This window comes from Flavobacterium sp. WC2430 (assembly GCF_040822075.1).
Lineage (GTDB): Bacteria > Bacteroidota > Bacteroidia > Flavobacteriales > Flavobacteriaceae > Flavobacterium.
This window is the reverse complement of the sequence record NZ_CP162007.1, coordinates 3,401,109-3,419,886: the sequence shown is the minus strand read 5'-3', so window position 1 is coordinate 3,419,886 and position 18,778 is coordinate 3,401,109. Positions and strand designations below refer to the sequence as shown.

Below are 18,778 nucleotides of genomic sequence, written 5' to 3'. Positions count from 1 at the left end.
GTTATGAAATAATAATGCAACTATCTGTAAATCAGTGTTAATTATGTTTTGTTTTCTATTTTTTAATATCCTCTAAAACCCAGTTGAGTTCAACATCAATTTCCTCTATTTTGTTTTGCAGGGTTGGTATTATTTCTTGATTGGGAAAAATACCGTGCCCGTGTTGATCTGTTTTATAATGGGGCGCAAACAACATTAAACCAATTCGGATTTTTATATCTGATTTAGGGAGTTTTATTTTAGGCATAAATCCAGCTACAGTTCCGTTATATCCACCACCCGTTTCTTGTCCTACAAAAGTGGCTCTTTTTGATCCCTTTAAATTGGATGAAATAATGCTGGAGGCCGAAAAACTACCTCCGTTAATCAGTACATATATTTTTCCTTTAAATGCAGCTTTATTGTTTTTATGAAGCCTTGTTTGCGTTGCATAATAATTTTTTCCGTTTTGTCCTTTGTGCACCGTAAGAAATAAATAGCCATAAAGTAGAGGTGAATAAATGGTTTTGATAATTTTTTCAACAAATGTACCTTCGCTGAAATAAGCACCTTTTAATAAGCTCGATTTTGAAACTACTTCTGATTCATCTATAAATACAAATGAGGAATCGGCTAAATAGGTATATAAATTAACTATTTCGTTTAATCTCCCTCCGCCATTATCTCTTAGATCAAGAATCAATGTTTTTGATTTATACCGGTCTATTTTATTGAAGCTTTCTTTGTAAAAAGTTCTAAAATCCCCTAGTTTAAAACTATTTATTTTCAGTATGGCAATACTGCTGTCTTTTTCAATAAAACGTAAATTTCTATTAAATATATTTTCGGTTTTGTTGTAGCCATTAACTCTTTTTTTCTTTCGGATGACTTTTCTTTTAGCATGATTAAATGCTGTTTTTTTTAGTTTATTTTTTTTTAGGGAATTACTAGTTGTATCTTCTTGGTGTCTTAGTATGGTTATTTTTTTTATGCTATCATTAATTTTGAAAACATAATTTAAACTATCTTTTAATCCATTTTCTATAGTAAAATAAGAAGAAAAACGTTTGCCTGAATAGTGTTCTTTTAATGTGGTATTATAACCATCCGAGCTATAAAAAGTGTTATACTCCTCAATTAAATCTATGGGTTTTACTTCATTTACTGACACAACCTCAGTCCCAGGCTTTATGGTTTTATTGTATGATTTATTTTTAACGACATATAATTTATCATTTATAAAATCAAAATCAAATTGTGAAAACGGTCCAGTTCCTTTTTTTGTAATAGCCTTAGTCACTTTTTTGCTCATTAGTTTTGTTGGAGCATAAACAAAAGTATGACCTTGTCTAATAGCAGCAACTATAGGACTTAATTTTTTGTAGAATGCTAAACTTGTCATGGGTTTTAGAATCGTTGTTTTAAGACTGTCGAATTTCGAATCCAATTCTTTTTTAGTGATGTACTCATATAAATCAGGATGTAGTTGTTGTAGTTTTTTATATGTAAAATCTACATCTGATTTTAAATCTTTTGCCGAGATTAAATCATTCAAATGACTATTGTGCTTTTTGATAGAAGCACATTGAATAAACAATAAGGAGACAAAGACTAAAGTAAATAATTTTTTCATAGTGTTTGTTTAGGTCTCCGTTTTTAGCTAGAAAGGGAATTATTTTTTTAAATAAAAACGGAGAGCCAGTACTATATTATACTTGAATGACACCTAGATTAAATTGTTTTTCAATAGGAGAGTGGTTTGCCGCTTCTATACCCATAGAAATCCAAGTTCTAGTGTCTAGTGGATCAATAATAGCGTCAGTCCATAGTCTAGAGGCAGCATAATAAGGGGAAGTTTGCTCGTCATAGCGCGCTTTGATTTTATTGAACAATTCGGCTTCCTTTTCTTCATCTACGGTTTCACCTTTTGCTTTAAGCGAAGAAGCTTCTATTTGTGCCAATACTTTTGCAGCTTGAGTTCCGCCCATAACTGCCAATTCAGCGCTTGGCCATGCAAAAATCAGTCTTGGATCGTATGCTTTTCCACACATAGCATAATTTCCTGCACCGTAAGAGTTTCCAACGATCACAGTAAATTTAGGAACAACAGAGTTACTAACGGCATTAACCATTTTTGCACCATCTTTAATAATACCGCCTTGCTCTGATTTGGACCCTACCATAAAACCGGTAACATCTTGTACAAAAACTAAGGGTATTTTTTTCTGATTGCAGTTGGCTATAAAACGAGTGGCTTTGTCAGCACTATCAGAATAGATGACACCGCCAAATTGCATTTCTCCTTTTTTAGTTTTTACTACTTTTCGTTGATTAGCAACTATTCCAACTGCCCAGCCATCAATTCGTGCATATCCAGTAATAATGGTTTGACCATAACCATCTTTGTATGGTTCGAATTCAGAATTGTCAACCAAACGATTGATGATTTCCATCATATCATATTGTTCATTTCGCGCTTTTGGTAGAATACCATAGATTTCTTTTTCATCTAATGCCGGTTTTACAGGTTTAATACGACTGTATCCCGCTTTGTCAAAATCACCTATTTTATCAACTATATTTTTTATTTTGTCTAAGGCGTCTTTGTCGTCTTTGGCTTTATAATCGGTAACACCTGAGATTTCACAATGTGTTGTTGCTCCGCCCAGCGTTTCATTATCGATGCTTTCACCAATAGCTGCTTTTACTAAATAACTTCCTGCAAGAAATATACTTCCAGTTTTATCTACTATTATAGCTTCATCACTCATTATAGGGAGATACGCGCCACCCGCAACACAACTTCCCATTATTGCTGAAATTTGGGTAATTCCCATGCTACTCATTTGGGCATTATTTCTAAATATGCGACCAAAATGTTCTTTATCAGGGAAAATTTCATCTTGTAATGGTAGAAATACACCTGCACTATCTACTAAATAAATAATTGGCAGTCTGTTTTCCATGGCTATTTCTTGTGCACGTAGATTTTTCTTAGCAGTAATAGGAAACCATGCTCCAGCTTTTACTGTTGCATCATTAGCCACTACAATACATTGTTTTCCTTTGATGTATCCAATCTTAACGACTACACCACCAGAAGGGCATCCACCATAAGCAGCATACATTCCTTCACCTACAAAGGCACCAATTTCGATACATTTTGCTCTAGGATCAAGTAAATAATCGACACGCTCTCTAGCGGTCATTTTACCTTCGGCATGTAACTTCTGAATTCGTTTTTCACCACCACCTAATTTTACTTTAGAGAAATTTTGTTTTAATTGACTTAATAAAAGTTTATTGTGGTCTTCGTTTTTGTTGAAGTTCAAATCCATAGGTGAAATAAGGTTAAAAATAGTTTGTGCTAAAGTACAAAATCCCAACTAATAAAATTATTATTTGAATGGGATTATCATGGTTTATGTGAAAATTTCAGGTCTTAAAACCAAAAAAACAGAAGTAAGCTTCTGTTTTTTTATGAATTTAATAAAAAGTGGAATAATTATTTTTTTGAATCATTTACTAATCGTTTCAATATTGCCCATTGTTTTAATGCGTCACGTGCTTCAACAGCGGGATACCCTAACATGGTTTTTCCAGCAGGAATATCTCCAGTAACACCAGATCCAGCACCTACAATTGCGCCATCACCTATGGTTGTATGGTCTTTTATTGATGCGCTTCCACCAATAATGACTCCATTTCCTAAGGTTACGGAACCTGCTAATCCACTGTTACCAGCCATAATACAAAAACGTCCTAACTTACTGTTATGACCTATTTGTACTAGGTTGTCAATTTTACAACCATCACCAAGTACTGTAGAACTAAATTTCCCTCTGTCCACGCAAGAATTTGCACCAATTTCAACACTATTTCCTATAATTACATTTCCTATTTGTGGAATTTTAACTAAACCTCTTTCTGGATCTGGGCGAAAACCAAATCCATCTGCACCAATTGTAGCATTTGGATGTATTATACAATCATTACCTACGTGGCAACGTTCTCTAATCACTGTTCCAGACCAGATTACGGTATTTTTTCCGATTGAACTTTCATCTAGAATAGTCACGTTAGGATATATAGTAGTATTATCTCCAAGAACTACTTTAGGACCTATATAACAGCCTGCACCAATTCTTACCTCATTACATATAATTGCAGTTTGATCCACTACAGCTGTAGGGTGAATGTCTAATTGAAATACTGGAGTTGGAGGAGCAAAAAGAGCTAATATTTGTGACATGGCCAAATCAGCATTTTTTACTTTAATAAAAGCTCTGTTTTCTCCAGGTTCTATTGAAATATCCTCGTTAACAACAGCAACTCCAGCTTTGGAATTTGCCCAAAATTTCTCATATTTCTTGTTTCCAATAAATGAAATTTCTGATTCATTTGCTACTTCAAGTTGTTCAGGAGCTGTAATTTTTTGTAGTACACTACCAATGATACAGCCATTTAAAATTTCATTAATTTCTTCGAGTGAATAGGATTTCATTAAGTCTAGATGTGTTTGGTTTGTTTAAGTTGTCAAATAAAACAAATTGGTACTTTAATTCCTAATATTTCGAAATTCTTTAACAAGTTTAAATGTGTGATTTATGTAAGTAAATGGAATAAATATATAACGAAGAGCAATAGTTAATAGCTAGTTTTACAGGCTAATATATGTTTTTAAAATATGAAAGTAATATCAATAAAATTAACGATTATTATAACTTTTTGTTCTTTTATTTCTTTAAATGCACAAGTTCAAGCGCTATTCAATAATAAAACACAGCTTCATAATTTAACGGAGCGCTGGGAATTAGATACAAATTCTGTACGAGGTACTTTTTTAGTAACACCTTATAAACCCATGTATGTTTTACCAGTTCGTTGGTCAAATAATCCAAATGAGCAGCCCCATTCAGGAAATGTTGATCCAGATTATATAGCACCGGCAGGAGTTGATTACAATAATATTGAAGCTAAATTTCAATTGAGTTTTAAAACCAAAGTGTTGCAAGGTATTTTTTGGGGAAGGGGTGATTTATGGGTGGCATATACTCAAATATCGCATTGGCAAATTTATAATAATAACCTATCAAGACCATTTAGAGAAGTGAATTACGAACCAGAACTGATTTTAAATATTCCTGTAAAGTTAAAAGTTTTCGGTTTTAAAACTCGAATGGTTGGTGTCGCTTTTAATCACGAATCCAATGGGAAAAGTGATCCTTTTTCTAGAAGCTGGAACAGAATTATTTTTCATGCGGGTTTTGAGCGCAATAGTTGGACGGTTTATATACGACCTTGGTTGCGAATGAAAGCTACAAAAGATGATAATCCAGATATTTCTGAATATGTAGGTAGAGGAGATTTAAATATAATTTATGCTAAAAATGGAAATGTATTTTCCTTTATAGGGAGCCATAATTTGAATTTTGGATCTAAAGCCAGGGGGAATTCTTCTTTTTCATGGTCATATCCTATTAAAAATAACTTGAAAGGATATTTGTTGCTTTCACATGGTTATGGTGAAACGCTAATTGACTATAACAATTTACAAACGACTATTGGTGTTGGGGTTTCTTTGATTGAATGGTTATAAAAACAAAGTTGTTTAGTTGAAAGATTTATTTTATAGTTATTGGAATACTGTATTTCACTCGTGAGTCTTTGCCCTCTACTTTACCAGGAATCCATAACGGACTATTAAAAAGTACTCTTAGGGCTTCAAGATTCATGTCGTAATTTAGTCCTTCTTTTATTTTAAAATCTCTCAAACTACCATCTATTTCGACAACAAAATCAACTTTTATTAGTCCTTTTGCATTATTTTTTGACTTAAAGTTTTTTCCTATATAACGGTAGAACTCTTGCATTCCACCTGGGAATTCAGGTTTTACATAATACGGAAAAAAAGCAATTTCTAAGCCATTTTGATCAAAGCATTTTCCGTCAATAAATTCGTCATTTTTGTAATTTTCGGTACGTTTAATTTGGCCATTCTCATAATATCGCGTTTGAATTCCTTCTTGCTTCCCTTTTGTATACAATAAAATAGATTCCTTATTTCCATTTTTGTACCAATTTACTGATTCGCCATTTAAAATGTGTTTTCGCAAATTAGAAAATTGATCACTATTTCTAATTGTAGCATCTAAATAGTAAGTTGTTCTCTGTGTACCGTCTTTGCTCTCTTGAAAAGTGCTATAGTAAGTTGCATCTTTAGCTGAAGCTTGTTCTTTAAAATCTTCGGTATAATAAACTTTTTTCTGCCCATAAGAAGCGAGAGACATAAACAAAACAAAAAGGATTATATTTTTTTTCATAAAAGGATGAATTTTCCAAGCAAAAATAACCAAATATTGCTGCAACAAGTAAAAAAAAAGCTACAGAATTTTAGTTTGTTTGAATGTATGATTCATTTTTATTCTTTAAGTTCCATATATGACTTGTTTAAATCCAACTTATAGTTTTGATCTAAAATCATTTATGATTCCTCCTTTTGAAAGAACATTAATTTGGCGATCACTTAAGCTGTGTTTGGTTTCAAATTCTATAATACTTCCGTCTTCCTTTTCAATCAATACTTTTATATTCTTTCTATTCATAACGTCATCTCGAAGGTTTTTAAAACGAATCAAATCTCCCTGTTCGATTTTGTCGTAATCAGAAACATTTATAAATTCTAAAGGTACAATTCCAAAATTAACTAAATTTTGCCAAGCAATACGGGCATAACTATGAGCAATAACAGCCACTTGTCCCAAATATTTAGGAGCAAGAGCAGCATGTTCCCTACTAGAACCTTGAGCATAATTTTCTTTTGCAATCACGATGTGTCCACCAAATTCTTTTTTTGATTTCATGGCTCGCTCATAAAAACTAGGATCGATAACACTAAATGTATATTTACTAATTTCAGGGATATTACTTCTTAGGGGGAGAACATCGGCTCCGGCTTTCAAAATTTCATCAGTTGAAACATTATCACCCATTTTTAATAAGATAGGAATGCGATAATCTTGCTGTAAAGCTTCGATTTCAGGGATAGATTTAATATTTGGTCCTTTGTGTAATTCAACTGCCGAACCATCTTCTAAAGGAGCAACAAGCATATCGGTATTGATAATTTCTATTTCAGGATTTTCAAATTTAGGATATTTCATACCATAGATTTTTTCCAAATCTCTAGGATCAGTTATTTTTCCTGTCAGAGCAGATGCCGCAGCCGTTTCAGGACTGCATAAATGCACCTGATCGTCTTCTGTTCCTGATCTACTTGGGAAATTTCGTGGCATGGTTCTTAAACTGATTGTTCCTGTTGCGGGAGCTTGGCCCATTCCAATGCAACCCATACAACCCGATTGATGAAACCGAGCGCCTGCAGTAATTAAATTTGCAAAAGTAAAATTCTTCAGCATATTTTGAATTGTTTGTCTAGAGGTAGGATTGATATCAAAAGAAACCGCACTGTTGATTGTTTTGTCTTTTACTATGGCTCCGGCAATCCAAAAATCTCTTAATCCAGGATTGGCAGAAGAACCTATTACGACTTGAGAAATTGATTTCCCGGCAACCTGGCTCACGGGAACTACATTTCCAGGACTAGTAGGAAGTGCAATTAAAGGGACTAATTGGTCCAAAATGATTTCGACATATTCATCATAAGTTGCTTCTGCATCGGCTACTAATTCTGTCCAATCAGATTCCCGGTCTTGGGAAATTAAAAAACGTTTGGTTTCGGCGTCACTGGGAAACACAGTAGTTGTAGCACCTAATTCAGCACCCATATTGGCAATAACATGCCGATCCATCACACTTAGATTTTTTAATCCCTCACCATAATATTCTATTATTTTCCCAACACCACCATTTACATCGTAACGTCTTAGCATTTCTAAAATAACATCTTTGGCACTAACCCAATCTGGTAATTTACCTGTGAGTTTTACACCCATTACTTTTGGCATTTTAACAAAATAGGGTTGACCTGCAATTGCAGCAGCAACATCTAAACCACCAGTTCCGATTGCAAGCATTCCTAATGAACCTGCAGCACAAGAATGACTATCAGATCCAACGAGTGTTTTTCCGGGTTTTCCAAAACGCTCCATATGTACTGGATGACTTACGCCGTTTCCAGGTCGGCTAAACCAAAGACCAAATCTTTGTGCTGCCGAAAGTAAAAATAAATGGTCATCGGCATTTTTTGAATCGGTTTGCAGTAAATTGTGATCCACATATTGAACTGCAACTTCTGTTTTTGCTTTTTTGAGGCCCATAGCTTCTAACTCTAATTGGACTAATGTTCCGGTAGCATCTTGCAATAAAGCTTGATCTATTTGGATTCCAATTTCCTTGCCCGCAATCATTTCCCCGTGTAAGAGATGCGATTGAATTAATTTCTGACTAACGTTTAATTTTGACATATTTGTTTTTTATTAAATGCAAGATCCTTTTTTTATTCTTCTCGTTTTTGAATGGGCTTTACTAATTAATATTTTTTAAATTTTTAAGGACAAATACCTATTAAAGGTAATTAGATTAATCTAAAAAAGGTATTTTTAGAATCTTAAAAATTAGATAATTAATAACCATACATAAAATGAAATTTTTAAATTTTTTTATCTTTTTAACTTTAGTATTGTTTTCGTCTAATGATTCCAAGGCTCAAAAGAACAATGCTACAATTGAAAATGCTTTATTAATTGCGAAACAGAACAAAAATAACTTAGAAAATGTACAACAATTACTAGTAGTGTTTAATTATCAGCCAGAAAATTATACAGCTTCTTTTGTAGCTTTAGAAAAAAAAGGAACTGGTTATAATGTAAAACTAGGTCCGGTAGAAGTAGGGATAGGAAAAAACGGCTTTGCATTGCCATTTCATAAAAAGGAAGGAGATGGTAAGTCGCCAACAGGAATTTTTCGTTTAGGAAAATTATTTAGTTATGAAAAACAGTTTGAAACTTTATTAGAAAACCAACAAACTACTGCTGAGGATAAATGGATTGATGACCCCAATTCAAAGGATTACAATACGTACATCAAAGGAGCTACTAATGCAAAAACGTATGAGAATTTAGTATTGAATAATGATGCTTATAAATACTGTATAGTTATTGAATACAATACAAACCCAATTGTAAAAGGGAAGGGGAGTGCAATCTTTCTTCATTTGGCTATAAAAAAGCCTTCTTTTACCGCTGGTTGCGTGGCGATTGATGAAGTAAGGATGAATTCATTAGTGAATTGGTTAGATCCTAAACAAAACCCCACAATTATTATGGGAAATTTAAATGTTTTGAAAAACGGATTCTAAAGAGAGTAATACACCAAGCGTTTAAAAATAAGTCATAAAATAAAAAAATCCTCTCAAACTTTAAAAAATTAAAAGTAGAGAGGATTTTTTTTATTGGATTATATCAAAGGGATGTAAAACTGAATTTCTATTCTTCTTCCTTTTGCCCCATCATCATCAAATAGGCTTTTAGGAACTCATCTATTTCACCGTTCATGACGCCGTCAATATTACTGGTTTCATAACCCGTTCTAACGTCTTTTACTAATTTATAGGGTTGCATTACGTAATTCCTGATTTGGGAACCCCATTCAATTTTCATTTTTCCCGCTTCAATATCGGCACGCTGTGCTAGTTGTTTTTTTAATTCAATCTCATACAATTGAGAGCGTAACATTTGCATGGCTCGTTGTCTGTTATCTTGTTGAGAACGGGTCTCTGAACATTGAATCTGGATGCCCGTTGGTTTATGAAAAAGTTGGACTTTGGTCTCTACTTTGTTCACATTTTGACCTCCAGCTCCACTTGATCTTGAAGTTGTAATTTCAATATCAGCAGGATTAATGTCGATTTCAATACTATCATCAACAAGTGGATATACATAAACGGAAGCAAATGACGTATGGCGTTTGGCGTTGCTATCAAAAGGGGATATTCGCACTAATCGATGTACACCATTCTCTCCTTTTAGATATCCAAAAGAATAATCGCCTTCAAATTCAAGTGTCACTGTTTTTATACCTGCAGCATCTCCTTTTTGAAAGTTTAACTCTTTTATTTTGTATCCATATTTTTCGCCCCACATCATATACATACGCATGAGCATTTCAGCCCAATCACAGCTTTCAGTTCCACCAGCACCAGCAGTTATTTGTACTACCGCACTTAAAGTGTCACCTTCATCCGAAAGCATGTTCTTGAATTCGATCGCTTCAATATGATTCTGAGTAAGATTATATTGTTCGTCTAACTCTTCTGCGGTAAGTTCACCTTCTTTATAAAACTCATAAGCTAGTTGCAATTCGTCAGTCATTTCAACTGCTTTATTGTAATCTTCGATCCATTTTTTCTTGTTACGAAGGTTTTTTACAATAACCTCTGCTTCCTTGGCGTTGTTCCAAAAATCAGGGGCAAAAGTCTTTTCTTCTTCGTTAGAAATTTCAATTAGTTTGGCATCAACGTCAAAGATACCTCCTCAACGCACCAAGGCGCTCTACAATACCTTTAATTTGTTCGGTAGTTGTCATAAATTATGTAATTTTGTGGGGCAAAAATAAGAAAATTTTATGCAGTGACAAGTGGTGACTTGTCTTTTAAATATTTATAAAATCAAGATATGGAAATAAATTTGGTCAGCGATACAATTACTAAGCCTAACTATGAAATGTTGCAGTACATGTTTAATGCCGAAGTGGGTGATGATGTGTACAAGCAAGATCCTACCGTTATTGAATTAGAAGATTCTATTGCACAAATTTTTGGTATGGAAGCGGGACTTTTTTTTCCTTCTGGAACCATGGCAAATCAAACAGCTTTAAAACTACATACCCAACCTGGAGAACAAATAATTGCCGATAAATATGCTCATGTTTACCTGTATGAAGGAGGAGGAGCTTCTTTTAATAGTGGAGTTTCTTTTTGTTTGCTAGACGGTAATCGAGGAATGATCACTGCCGAGCAAGTAGCTGGAGCCATAAATGATCCCGAGTCTTATCACAGTCCGTTAACGAGTTTAGTTTGTGTAGAGAATACCACAAATAAAGGGGGAGGAGCTTGTTATGAAATTGAAGATTTAAAAAAAATAAAAGAAGTTTGCGTTGCTAACAATTTGAAATTTCATCTTGACGGTGCCCGAATTTGGAATGCATTGATTGCTAAAAAGCAAGACCCAAAGTCTTTTGGGCAACTTTTCGACACTATTTCAGTTTGCTTGTCAAAAGGGCTTGGAGCTCCAATAGGTTCTGTTTTACTTGGAGACAAAGCAACGATTCATCGTGCATTAAGAATTAGAAAAATATTAGGAGGTGGTATGCGTCAAGTGGGTTATTTGGCGGCAGCCGGACTATATGCTTTAGAACATAACATCAGTCGCCTTGCCGAAGATCATAGAAGAGCTAAAGAATTAGCAGTGGTATTGAATAAGTTGGATTGGGTCGCTTCTGTAGAACCTGTAGAAACGAATATTTTAATTTTTTCTTTGGCACCCAATTACGGGGATAAGCAATTGATTGAAAAGTTAAAACAAAAAAACATATCAATTAGCTCGATGGGACAAGGTAAGCTTAGAATGGTTACGCATCTTGACTATAGAGAAGTCATGCATACCTATGTATTAGAAACTTTATCTAAGTTATAAATTAAAAGTGGTGAATTAGAAAATTTCAACTATTGAGACTCCTAATTCACCACTTATTTTTTTACTATTTAAACAAATTGTCCATACCTGGAATCATTGGCATATCCATTTTTGCAACAGCATCTAGTTCCGCTTCATTTACTTTAGTTGCTTTCTCGATCGCTTTATTAAGTACTAAAATCATATAATCTTCCAGTTGCTCTTTGTCTTGCAATAAGTCATCAGCAATGGTTATTGATTTTATTTTTCTGTTGGCTGTAATTGTTACTTTCAATAAACCATCTGTACTTTGTTCGTCTACTAGAACTGAATCCAAACGTTTTTTTGTTTCCTCAATTTTATTTTGGGTTTCTTTCAATTTACCCATCATTCCCATTAAATCCATTTTTCCTATTTTATAAGTTATTGAAACACGAAATTACTATATTTGAAGGAATAACCAATGTTAAATAACATGAAAAGCTTTTGTATTCTAATTCTGCTTTATGTTATTTTTGTAAAAATTTGAAAGTTTAATAAATGACAGAAAAGATACAAGCACCAATAGCAAAGAAGATTCCTACTCAATTAGAAAAGTTTGACGACATTAGAATCGATAATTATTTTTGGTTAAAGGATAGGGAAAATCCGGAAGTCATTGATTATCTTAATAAAGAAAATGAATATTATGAAGCAATGACGGCTCATACTAAGGATTTTCAAAAAGATTTATATGAAGAAATGAAAGCTAGAATTAAGGAGGATGATGAATCGGTTCCTTATTTATACAATGGCTACTACTACATTACCCGATTTGAAAAAGGAAAAGATTATCCTATTTATTCTAGAAAAAAGGGAAGCCTTTCGGCAAATGAAGAAATAATGTTTGACTGTAATGAATTGGCGAAAGGGCACAAATACTTTCAATTAAGCGGGCTTAGCATTAGTATTGATAATAATCTGGCAGCTTATGCTGTAGATACCGTAGGAAGGAGAATTTACACATTGCATGTTAAAAACCTTACTACAGGAGAAATTTTAAAGGATAAAATCGAAAATACTACTGGAAACTCAACGTGGGCCAACGATAATCAAACTATGTTTTATACCAATCAAGATGCTAAAACCTTGCGTTCTGATAAAGTTTTAAAACATAAGTTAGGTACTGAAACTACAGATGATGAGTTAGTTTATTTTGAAGAAGACGATACTTTTGATGTCGCGGTTGGAAAGGAAAAATCAAAAAAATATATTTTAATAAGCTCTTCAAGTACTTTAACAACGGAGTTTAGAACTTTATTAGCCGATAATCCTAACGGAAAATTTAAGGTTTTCCAAAAAAGAGTTCGCGGACTGGAATATAGTATTTCGTATTACGGAGGTAGTTTTTATATTGTTACCAATAAAGATAAAGCAACTAATTTTAAGCTAATGAAAACGCCTGAAAAGGCAACCAATAGAAAAAATTGGGAAGAAGTAATTATGCACCGCGAGGATGTATTACTAGAAGATATTGATATTTTCAGAGATTTTCTTGTAGTTTCTGAGCGTAGTAATGGTTTGAACAGAATCCGTATTATGCCATGGAATGGAGACACGGAGTATTTTTTACCATTCGAAAGTGAAACCTATACAGCTTATACTACTGCTAATGTTGATTTTGATACTGATATTCTTCGTTATGGCTATCAATCTATGGCAACACCGTCTTCAGTGATTGATTTCAATATGAAAACCAAAGAAAAAGAAGTTAAAAAAGAGCAAGAGGTTTTAGGAGGACAATTTGATAAAAACAATTACCACGAAGAAAGAGTTTGGGCTACGGCCAAAGATGGTACCAAAGTGCCTATTTCGATGGTGTACAAAAAAGACCTGAAGAAAGATGGTACAAACCCCTTGTTATTATATGCTTATGGTTCATATGGACACTCCATGGACGCTTATTTCTCTTCAACAAGACTTTCGCTACTGGACAGAGGATTTATTTATGCGATAGCACATATTAGAGGGGGAGAGGATTTAGGAAGACCTTGGTATGAAGGAGGAAAATTAGCCAAAAAGAAAAATACATTTACTGATTTTATAGATTGCTCAAAATATGTAATCGAGCACCAATATACATCTGCAAAACATTTATATGCTGAGGGAGGTTCTGCAGGAGGATTGTTAATGGGAGCGATTATTAATATGGCACCACAACTGTATAAAGGTGTTATTGCTCAAGTGCCTTTTGTGGATGTAGTGACCACAATGCTAGATGATTCAATTCCATTGACAACAGGAGAATATGACGAATGGGGAAATCCTAATGTTAAAAAGTATTATAAATACATGAAGTCGTACTCGCCATATGATAACTTAAAAGAGAAAAAATATCCTAATATTTATGTTTCTACAGGTCTTCATGACTCTCAAGTGCAGTATTGGGAGCCTGCAAAATGGGTGGCTAAGATGCGAACATTAAAAAAAGATGATACGGTTTTATACTTAGATACTAATATGGATGCTGGGCACGGTGGTGCTTCAGGTAGGTTTGAAGCACTTAAAGAATTAGCTAAAGAATTTAGTTTTTTATTAGATTTAGAGAAAATTAAAAAGTAATTCGAAATTTTTTGTTAAATTTGCAACGTTTCGAGGTTGAATAAAATTGCCCTTGATTAACTTTTTTTTTATGAAAGAAGAAATAAACGCTTATAATAATGTTTTAGAATTAATAGGTAACACACCACTTATTAAGCTAAATAAAGTCACCGAAAAGTTAGAAGGAAATTTCTATGCTAAGGTAGAAGCTTTTAATCCGGGACATTCTTCAAAAGATAGAATCGCATTATACATTATTGAAGAGGCTGAGAAAAAAGGAATTTTATCACCAGGAGATACTATTATCGAAACAACATCAGGTAATACTGGTTTTAGTTTAGCAATGGTAAGTATCATTAAAGGGTACAATTGCATTCTTGCCGTAAGTTCAAAATCATCAAAAGATAAAATCGACATGCTTCGCAGTTTAGGAGCAAAAGTTTATGTATGTCCAGCTCACGTATCAGCAGATGACGAACGCTCTTATTATAATGTTGCCAAAAGATTACATGAAGAAACGAAAGGATCGGTTTATATTAACCAATACTTCAATCAGTTAAATATTGATGCACATTATAAATCAACTGGACCAGAAATCTGGAAGCAAACTAATGGTAAGATTACCCATCTTGTTGCTTGTAGTGGTACTGGTGGTACTATTTCAGGAACCGCAAAATATTTAAAAGAACAAAATCCTAATATTAAAGTGCTTGGAGTAGATGCTTTTGGTTCTGTATTGAAAAAATACCATGAAACAAGAGAATTTGATAACGACGAGATTTATCCATACAGAATAGAAGGTCTAGGTAAAAACTTGATTCCATCGGCTACAGATTTTGACATGATTGATAAGTTCATGAAAGTTACCGATGAAGAGAGTGCACATACAGCAAGAGAAATCACTCGTAAAGAAGGATTGTTTGTGGGCTATACTTCAGGAGCTGTGATGCAAGCCATAAAGCAATATGCTGAAGAAGGAGAATTTGATGCAAATAGTAATGTAATAGCAATATTCCCGGATCATGGTTCTCGTTACATGAGTAAAGTTTTTAGCGACGACTGGATGAATGAACAAGGATTCTTTGACAGTGTCAATGAAGAAGAAGTTCAAAAAATAGAAATGATAAAATAAGTTTATTATTATAAATTTTAAAAGTCCCATCTGCTTTTGCAAATGGGACTTTTTTATGGAATAGAATTGGCAATAATTATTTTATTTAGTCAAGCAATTCAGGATTGCTCAGAATTAATTCTATCTTTTTAATTATGATTGTAATTTGGTTCATTTGTAATTCTATGTTTCTAAAAAAGAGACTAATATCTCTATTGACCCAACTTTCAGAAATTACTCTTGAACCCAAACTAATTCTTAAAACGGCACTTGCAATATCATTTGTATATTTTACATTAACCGCTTGGCCGATATGACATTTTTGGGCAGCAAGCCGAATGATTTCTATAGAAGAATCTTCAAATTGATCCGATAAATCAGAGTTTAATAAAGTATACATTTTTTTTACTTTATCAACAGATAAGGCTTCATTATCTTTAAAAATAAAGAAAGGAAAAATGGTACGGATATTTCTTATTCCAAATTCTTTACTATTATAACTATTTGTTTTGGCTTCGTCGGCATAAATAGGTTCTAAAAAACCTGCGTCTTTTATAGAGTCTTCAACAAAATTGCAAAACATTTCAACACCCATATTTCGGTATAAAATGGGGGTTTTGTAATATCTATCCATTTCAACTATGGCAGCATTCCAGCGCATATAAGACCCGTAATTATAACCATCTGACAATTCATTGGAGCAGAACCATGAAGCAGGCCAATCAGAATGATTGTAATATTGGGTTAAACCTGCAGGTAATGAGGTTTTTACAGAATGAATTAATTTATTGACATTTTTAGGTAGAATTAATGCGCCACAATAGGGAGGACCAGTAAAGAATTTACTCCCTGTAATAGTTACAATATATCCTTTGTTTAGGTAATTTTGTATGTCTTTTGGATCTAGTCTTAACTGTGAACCATCTACAATAATCTGAATTGATAAATCTTCAAGTGTATTTAGCTTTTTAATTAATTGGTCACTAGGAGCTTGATATCCTAATTTCGATTGATCCATAGTATGCAACACAACATGTCTGCCTAAATCTTTAGTTTTAGAAACAGCATTAAATACTTCTTCGTCTAATTGCTTAGCCGATTTTAACGCGCCATTTTCATCTCTAAAAGGGATTTTAATTACATCGACATCTCTAAATCCTTCAATTTTATCCCCTTTTTTAATTGGATAATTAAGCGCTGTTGTGTTTTCAAAATGACATCCTTTCAAGGCCGAAGCCACGCCACTACCTGTTTCATCTGAAGCTACCAAAATATGTGTAATTTCTTTATCAGAAATAATTTGCGTTATAGCCGCTATTTGAAGAGAGGAATCTGTACCTGATGGGGAAAAAATTATTTCACATTCTTCATTTAGTTTAAATATTTTTCGAAGATTATTTTTTAACAATTCCGAAAACTCGATAGTTGTTTCTTTAAAACCGTTTTTCAAGCTATTTCTAATTAAAATACTTCGCACTTTATCTGTTTTGTCAAAAGCAAAATTGGAAACGCTTGAAGCTGTTGACGAGGCAAATGTAAATGCATCCGGTCTGGGGAATGGGCGACAACCATATTTGTTTAACAAATGAATTTCGTCAATATTCAATCTAAGATCACCTCCAGACATCAATAAATATTCGGTAGGTCTTGCTAGATTTTCAACAATAGGTTTCCAAGATGAATTAACTTCTGTATTTGGATTTTTTAAGCCGTGAAAAGACTGTAGCTCTTCGTTTTTTATGGTAGATACCGTACATAAATCGGCATCATTTTTAATTAAGTTAATTAAGAGATAATCAAGGTCTTCTAATTTTTCCTTATCGTCTTTTGGTAGTAAATTATAAAATATTCGAATCACTTCAAGTGCTGCTATATCACATAAAACAGCATCTTTTTTTTCGTTATTCAACGCTTTGTACCAGAGTTGCCATTCGATACCATAGCGTAAATAAACTAAAGCTAAAACGGGCTTGTCTAGGTAGGACGAACCAATTATAATTGATTTATTGGGTACAATTTTAAAAATAGTGGGGGCACTAGTAGAGGTAATAATATTGATGTTATTTACCTTTGGTACGGTATTAAATCTTTTTAAAATACGAACCAAATAGTTTACATTTTCCTTTTCAAATAAAATTGTTCTATTATATTGATTTTCAATTAGAATGTTGTTTGTCATAGATGTTATAATTTAAAACGTTCCTTAGAACGATATTCTTTATTAGGAATAGTTGTATGATTCATTTATTTTAATCAGCAGCTATATCCTTTGGAAAATCATTGTAAATAAATGACTTTTCCTTGTGTATTATTTGTATTAATTTTTAACGACTTAATTTTCAAACGATTAAGTTCTAAATGGTTTAAAAAACAGTTAGTTTTATGGGCTTCGCATAGATCAAAAGTCAGACAAATATAATGAACTTGCATTTATCAAAAAAAATATAAAAACTACTCGTTTACTAACGTTCCTTACTTTAATTTATGCGTATTTGATCGGTTGTATTTATGAAACAAATAGTTAGGTAATATACCAATTATAAACACTAATTATTCAATATTATTTTTATTAATTCAGGATTTGAGAATAAGCAATAAGTACAATAGAAACTAAGGCAAAAAATAAACCGATATAATTTTTTGTATTCAATTTTTCTTTAAATATTAAAATACCTACGACGCTTCCTATGATAATAACGCCCATATTCATCGCTGCAAAAACAGTCGATGGATTTTTGGCGAAAGCCTGATGTGCTTTAAGATAAAATAAAATATTTCCGAAATTAAACAGTCCTACAAGCGTTCCAAAAATTATATTATTACTTTTAAATGGCACTTTTTTTAAAGCAATGTCATAAAGTGCTACTGCTAAAATTAAAAGGAGTGAAATACCAAATACAATAAATAACGATGTTGTAAAAGGAAGGCTTGTCGCCAAAGCGATTTGTTTGAATAAGATGTCAATAGCACCAAACCCAACTAATACGACTGCTGGATAAATCCATTTATTGTTAGCGTTATCTGTTTTTTTAGAAAGAATCAATAACAAAGCGGGTAGGGCAATCATGAAAGCAACTAATTTAAGGCTGTTAAACTCTTCGTTAAATAATAACCAAGCTGCCAGTATAGGAATGAAGAGTGAAAGGCGTTGTGCAGCATCTGTTTTTACAATTCCCATATGCTTGATGGAAGCTGCTAAAAATAGGAATATAGTGGGCAATAAAATCCCCAACGGAATATAAATCTCCCATGGTATCGACGCATCAATTATGCTTAAATCTGGACTAAAAAAGAAATAACAAAGTATTAGTGCGAAAACATAATTCCAAGCTACGATTTGAGTCGTACTAATGGTATATTTTCGAGCAACTTTAAAGATAACGCCTACTGTAACGCTACATAATATACTTAAAAGAAGAAATAACATTCGAATCGATTTTAAAATTTTCAATAATTTCAAACAAAAAACTCCAGC

The 18,778-nt window shown here is 33.1% G+C and carries 14 protein-coding genes; 5 read left to right on the top strand and 9 right to left on the bottom strand.

What is annotated here, in order from left to right:
* Nucleotides 1-55 precede the first annotated feature (55 nt).
* From AB3G36_RS14880 to lpxD, 3 genes are all read right to left on the bottom strand, one after another.
* Nucleotides 56-1,612: a S41 family peptidase gene (locus AB3G36_RS14880; RefSeq protein WP_367753994.1), complete on the bottom strand. Its 1,557-nt coding sequence runs from the start codon at nucleotides 1,610-1,612 to the stop codon at nucleotides 56-58.
* Between the two features lie 76 nt (nucleotides 1,613-1,688).
* A complete protein-coding gene (locus AB3G36_RS14875) occupies nucleotides 1,689-3,317 on the bottom strand; it encodes an acyl-CoA carboxylase subunit beta (protein ID WP_367753992.1) in 1,629 nt (542 codons plus the stop codon).
* 167 nt (nucleotides 3,318-3,484) lie between these two features.
* Nucleotides 3,485-4,483: a UDP-3-O-(3-hydroxymyristoyl)glucosamine N-acyltransferase gene (gene lpxD / locus AB3G36_RS14870; protein WP_367753990.1), complete on the bottom strand. Its 999-nt coding sequence runs from the start codon at nucleotides 4,481-4,483 to the stop codon at nucleotides 3,485-3,487.
* A gap of 183 nt (nucleotides 4,484-4,666) precedes the next feature.
* Here lpxD and AB3G36_RS14865 point away from each other — a divergent pair, with 183 nt between their 5' ends.
* Nucleotides 4,667-5,578, top strand: a complete 912-nt coding sequence (locus tag AB3G36_RS14865; protein WP_367753988.1) for a phospholipase A — start codon at nucleotides 4,667-4,669, stop codon at nucleotides 5,576-5,578.
* Nucleotides 5,579-5,603: 25 nt separating this feature from the next.
* On the opposite strand, the gene AB3G36_RS14860 is transcribed toward AB3G36_RS14865, so the two are convergent.
* The gene (locus AB3G36_RS14860) at nucleotides 5,604-6,302 is read right to left on the bottom strand and encodes an energy transducer TonB (protein ID WP_367753986.1); all 699 of its coding nucleotides are present in this window, start codon (nucleotides 6,300-6,302) and stop codon (nucleotides 5,604-5,606) included.
* A 138-nt stretch (nucleotides 6,303-6,440) separates the two neighbouring features.
* On the bottom strand, nucleotides 6,441-8,405 hold the full coding sequence (locus AB3G36_RS14855) for an aconitate hydratase (RefSeq protein ID WP_367753984.1): 1,965 nt from the start codon (nucleotides 8,403-8,405) through the stop codon (nucleotides 6,441-6,443).
* A 176-nt stretch (nucleotides 8,406-8,581) separates the two neighbouring features.
* On the opposite strand from AB3G36_RS14855, the gene AB3G36_RS14850 reads away from it, so the two are divergent.
* Nucleotides 8,582-9,298: a L,D-transpeptidase gene (locus tag AB3G36_RS14850; protein ID WP_367753982.1), complete on the top strand. Its 717-nt coding sequence runs from the start codon at nucleotides 8,582-8,584 to the stop codon at nucleotides 9,296-9,298.
* 127 nt (nucleotides 9,299-9,425) lie between these two features.
* Here the strand turns inward: AB3G36_RS14850 and prfB are convergent.
* Nucleotides 9,426-10,524, bottom strand: a protein-coding gene (prfB, locus tag AB3G36_RS14845; protein ID WP_367753980.1) for a peptide chain release factor 2 whose coding sequence is annotated in 2 segments (ribosomal slippage) — nucleotides 9,426-10,460 and nucleotides 10,462-10,524 — 1,098 coding nt in all. Because the reading frame shifts where the segments join, the coding sequence is not laid out codon by codon here.
* A gap of 89 nt (nucleotides 10,525-10,613) precedes the next feature.
* On the opposite strand from prfB, the gene AB3G36_RS14840 reads away from it, so the two are divergent.
* Nucleotides 10,614-11,633, top strand: coding sequence for a low specificity L-threonine aldolase (locus AB3G36_RS14840; RefSeq protein ID WP_367753978.1), 1,020 nt, complete (start codon nucleotides 10,614-10,616; stop codon nucleotides 11,631-11,633).
* A gap of 64 nt (nucleotides 11,634-11,697) precedes the next feature.
* Here the strand turns inward: AB3G36_RS14840 and AB3G36_RS14835 are convergent, their stop codons facing one another.
* Nucleotides 11,698-12,018: a YbaB/EbfC family nucleoid-associated protein gene (locus AB3G36_RS14835; RefSeq protein WP_367753977.1), complete on the bottom strand. Its 321-nt coding sequence runs from the start codon at nucleotides 12,016-12,018 to the stop codon at nucleotides 11,698-11,700.
* A 134-nt stretch (nucleotides 12,019-12,152) separates the two neighbouring features.
* On the opposite strand from AB3G36_RS14835, the gene AB3G36_RS14830 reads away from it, so the two are divergent.
* Nucleotides 12,153-14,213, top strand: a complete 2,061-nt coding sequence (locus tag AB3G36_RS14830) for a S9 family peptidase (RefSeq protein WP_367753976.1) — start codon at nucleotides 12,153-12,155, stop codon at nucleotides 14,211-14,213.
* 70 nt (nucleotides 14,214-14,283) lie between these two features.
* Complete coding sequence (locus AB3G36_RS14825; protein ID WP_367753975.1) at nucleotides 14,284-15,324, top strand: PLP-dependent cysteine synthase family protein; 1,041 nt, start codon at nucleotides 14,284-14,286, stop codon at nucleotides 15,322-15,324.
* Between the two features lie 85 nt (nucleotides 15,325-15,409).
* Here the strand turns inward: AB3G36_RS14825 and AB3G36_RS14820 are convergent, their stop codons facing one another.
* Both AB3G36_RS14820 and AB3G36_RS14815 read right to left on the bottom strand, forming a co-directional pair.
* Entirely contained in the window at nucleotides 15,410-17,482 is a 2,073-nt protein-coding gene (locus tag AB3G36_RS14820; RefSeq protein WP_367753973.1) for a hypothetical protein, read from the bottom strand.
* 390 nt (nucleotides 17,483-17,872) lie between these two features.
* The gene (locus AB3G36_RS14815; RefSeq protein WP_367753971.1) at nucleotides 17,873-18,730 is read right to left on the bottom strand and encodes an EamA/RhaT family transporter; all 858 of its coding nucleotides are present in this window, start codon (nucleotides 18,728-18,730) and stop codon (nucleotides 17,873-17,875) included.
* Between the last annotated feature and the right edge of the window lie 48 nt (nucleotides 18,731-18,778).

Coding starts and splice junctions, on each gene's coding strand:
- AB3G36_RS14835 (WP_367753977.1), bottom strand. CDS start 12,018: ATGGATTTAATGGGAATGATGGGTAAATTGAAAGAAACCCAAAATAAA.
- AB3G36_RS14865 (WP_367753988.1), top strand. CDS start 4,667: ATGAAAGTAATATCAATAAAATTAACGATTATTATAACTTTTTGTTCT.
- AB3G36_RS14825 (WP_367753975.1), top strand. CDS start 14,284: ATGAAAGAAGAAATAAACGCTTATAATAATGTTTTAGAATTAATAGGT.
- AB3G36_RS14880 (WP_367753994.1), bottom strand. CDS start 1,612: ATGAAAAAATTATTTACTTTAGTCTTTGTCTCCTTATTGTTTATTCAA.
- AB3G36_RS14850 (WP_367753982.1), top strand. CDS start 8,582: ATGAAATTTTTAAATTTTTTTATCTTTTTAACTTTAGTATTGTTTTCG.
- AB3G36_RS14855 (WP_367753984.1), bottom strand. CDS start 8,405: ATGTCAAAATTAAACGTTAGTCAGAAATTAATTCAATCGCATCTCTTA.
- AB3G36_RS14830 (WP_367753976.1), top strand. CDS start 12,153: ATGACAGAAAAGATACAAGCACCAATAGCAAAGAAGATTCCTACTCAA.
- AB3G36_RS14815 (WP_367753971.1), bottom strand. CDS start 18,730: ATGTTATTTCTTCTTTTAAGTATATTATGTAGCGTTACAGTAGGCGTT.
- AB3G36_RS14875 (WP_367753992.1), bottom strand. CDS start 3,317: ATGGATTTGAACTTCAACAAAAACGAAGACCACAATAAACTTTTATTA.
- lpxD (WP_367753990.1), bottom strand. CDS start 4,483: ATGAAATCCTATTCACTCGAAGAAATTAATGAAATTTTAAATGGCTGT.
- AB3G36_RS14840 (WP_367753978.1), top strand. CDS start 10,614: ATGGAAATAAATTTGGTCAGCGATACAATTACTAAGCCTAACTATGAA.
- AB3G36_RS14860 (WP_367753986.1), bottom strand. CDS start 6,302: ATGAAAAAAAATATAATCCTTTTTGTTTTGTTTATGTCTCTCGCTTCT.
- AB3G36_RS14820 (WP_367753973.1), bottom strand. CDS start 17,482: ATGACAAACAACATTCTAATTGAAAATCAATATAATAGAACAATTTTA.